This is a genomic window from Lyngbya sp. CCY1209 (genome assembly GCF_035615495.1).
Lineage (GTDB): Bacteria > Cyanobacteriota > Cyanobacteriia > Cyanobacteriales > Microcoleaceae > Limnospira.
Map to the genome: position 1 here is coordinate 1 of NZ_JAJENU010000392.1, position 3,248 is coordinate 3,248.

Genomic DNA, 3,248 nt, shown 5'->3' on the forward strand with positions numbered 1-3,248 from the left:
CACTCAAAGCCCCCAGAATTGGGGGTTTGGGGGCCAGTAACCCACCATTTGCGGTGCGTTACATTTCATTAACGCACTCTTTCCCCCCCCGAGGTGTCGGGTTCAGTTGACTCCTTTTCCATCATGAGTCCACCCCACAACTAAACCTCAGCCGCCCTTCCGCACCCACCGCAAAGGGCGACAATTCATCACGATTATTTGTACATTGAATGGCGCGTCAACTCCCTCGGCGCGATTCCCAGCCATGTCCGACCCCAAATTAGTCTGCGTCACCGGACTGCCCCGTTCCGGCTCAACCCTACTGTGCCAACTGCTCGCCGAACATCCCGACATCGACGTTGACGGCATGAGTTCGCCCCTGTTCGGCGCCCTGCAAACCCTACGCGCCCACCTGAGCGACAGCGACTTCCTCCTCTCCCGACTCGACGGCGACTTCGACCGCACCTACCGCCGCCTCCAGCGCTCCTGCCGCGCCTTTGCCGCGGCGTGGTGGGACGAAACCGAAGCCCCGGTAGTGGTGGACAAGCACCGCGGCTGGCTCAACCAAATCGAGTTAGCCCTGGAACTCGACCCCGAGGCGCGGATGTTGGTGTGCGTGCGGGAGTTGGGGCAAATTTTCGGCTCCATCGAAGCCCAGCATCGGCAAACCCTGTGGCTCGACTTCCCCGACGACCTCGCCAACCTGTCCCCCTACGCCCGGGCCGAAGCCCTGTTCGCCCCCAAAGGCGTCGTGGGCGGGCCCCTGCGGTCGGTGCAAGCCGTGCAAGACCGACCCCCGGAGGAGCAGCAGCGCCTATTTTTCGTCGTCTTCGAGCATTTGACCAGCGAACCGGAGACAGTGATGGCCGACCTGTTCGCCTGGTTGGGCCTCAAACCCCACGACATCGACCCGCAAAACCTGACGGTGCGGCGGCAGGAAGCGGACAGTTACTACCGCTTCAAATACCCCCACTCAACCCACCCAAAGATTCAACCGCCCCGGCGGCGGCAGATTTCCCCGCGCATCGATGCCGAGTTGAAACAGACCCACCCCTGGTTTTACGAACTGTTTTATCCCGGCTTGTTATCCACCGAGGCAGGAGGAACCCAGCCATGAGAAAAGTCTGGGCTCGTCCCCCCACGGATTGAGCCATTTAGCATCTTTCATTTTTCATTTTTCATTTTTCATTTTTCATTTCAACGAGGTTAAAAAAATGGCAATTTTTCGCGTCACACAAACAACCGACAACGGCTTGGGCGATACCATAGGAACTTTGAGCTGGGCGATTTTGCAAGCCAATACTGATGCTGGAGGGGCGGACGATACCATCGTTCTCGAAGAGAATATCACCGTCACCGGAGTGATGAAGCGGCTGATAAATAGCAACATCACTATCACGGGAGACGACCCGGCAACGACGGGGGTGGTAGAAACGGCTACCATTAGCGGGGGCGACAGTTTCCGTCCTTTGTTCGTGAAGTCGGGAACGGTGAATCTTGAGAACTTAACGCTCACCAACGGTAAAGCCCAGGGGGGGAGTAGTTACTTGGGTGGAGGCGGCGCCGGTATGGGCGGCGCCCTGTTTGTTTACTCCGGTACGGTGACAGTTGAGGATGTCACTTTTACCGACAACACCGCCCAGGGGGGCAATGGTGGTGATACCTCTTTATCATTTGGCGGTGGCGGGATGTTCGGCAATGCCGGTGGCTTCGGCGGCGGCGGTCTTTTTGGTGATTCGGTAGACAATAATGGTGGCTACGGCGGCACGGGTGATTATGGTGGTGGCGTCGGTGGCTTCGGCGGCGGCGGCGGTGGCGTCGGTGGCTTCGGCGGCGGTGGCTTCGGCGGCGGCGGCGACTTCGGCGGCGGCGGCGGTGGCGGCGGTGCAGGGATGGGTGGAGCTATTTTCATCCGCAGTGGCTCCCTCAACCTATCCAACACCACTTTTAGCGACAACAGTGCCACGGGCGGAACGGGCGGTAATGACTCCGCTACAGAGGACGACGGTAAAGGCTTCGGTGGCGCCATCTTCGCCATGAAATCCACCACCAACAGTAACGGCAACGACCAGGGGATGCCGGGTTCTCTACCCACCGTCAACGGCAATAATGTCTACGGTTCCGGCAACACCGCCGCCGATGATGAGAATACAAATGACAACAATGACAACAGCTTCGGCACTGACCTAACCTTTCTACCCATACCGGATGTTGACATCTCCACACCCACCGTTCCCGCCGCCACCCTCCTGGCCGGTGCAACCGACCAGACACTCTACCAACTCAACCTCGCCGTCAGCGTTGACACCGCCGAACTCAACGGCATCACCTTCACCCCAGGCGGCACATACACCGCAGCAGACATCGGCGAGTTTGAACTCATCTACTCCACCGATGAAATCCTAGACCCATCTGACACTTCCCTCGGCACTCAAGCTGCCGTTGACTCGGGGAACAGCCTCACCTTCTCCGGACTCACCCGAACCATTGCTAACGGCGCCACCGGCTACCTCTTCCTCACCGCCGACATTGCCACAACAGCCACCGAAGGCCACACCCTCAGCATCGACGCCCCGGCCCTGGCCGACATCAACTTCGCCGCCGCCAACCTCACCGGCACCCCCGAGGCGGGTGGCATCCAAACCCTTGACCGCATCCCCACCATTACCGGCGTCACCCTGCCAACCAACGACACCTACATCATCGGAGAACATCTCGACTTTGAGGTGACATTCAGCGAAGCCGTCACCATCAACCCGGCAACAGGCAGCGTCCTTGTGCCCCTCACCCTGGACAATGGTGGCACTGTCAACGCCACCTTGAACGGCGATGGTTCATCTGCCCTGACTCACACCTTCCGCTATACCGTCGCCGAAGGCAACGAAGACACCGACGGCATCACCCTCGGCAGCGACTTAACCCTGACGGGCGATGCCACCATCCAAGATGCCACCGACAACGATGCCACCCTCACCCTGAACGGTGTGGGCAATACAGCAGATGTGCGGGTAGACGGTATCGCCCCCACGGTGACACTCACCACGGATGCCGAGGAGACAATCAACACGCCCTTCACCGTGACAGCCACCTTCGGCGAAGAAGTCGCCGGGTTCGAGGTATCAGATATCACCGTCGGCAACGGCAGCGCCGACAACCTGCAAACCGCCGACAACATCACCTACACCTTTGATGTCACCCCCGACGCCGACGGGGAAGTAACCGTGGATATTGCAGCCGCCATCGCAGCGGATATCGCCGGAAACGATAAC

2 protein-coding genes are annotated in these 3,248 nt (G+C 59.5%); both read left to right on the forward strand.

All coding sequences use genetic code 11. The features are described 5' to 3' along the window. Window positions 1–244: 244 nt before the first annotated feature. A complete protein-coding gene (locus LKE08_RS11345; RefSeq protein WP_324704335.1) occupies window positions 245–1,096 on the forward strand; it encodes a sulfotransferase in 852 nt (283 codons plus the stop codon). A 97-nt stretch (window positions 1,097–1,193) separates the two neighbouring features. After that, window positions 1,194–3,248 (forward strand): Ig-like domain-containing protein (locus LKE08_RS11350; RefSeq protein WP_324704336.1); only part of this gene is annotated, 2,055 nt, incomplete at its 3' end.

Bases quoted from the DNA above. Each gene is read 5' to 3' on its own strand.
- LKE08_RS11345 (WP_324704335.1), top strand. From the start codon at position 245: ATGTCCGACCCCAAATTAGTCTGCGTCACCGGACTGCCCCGTTCCGGC.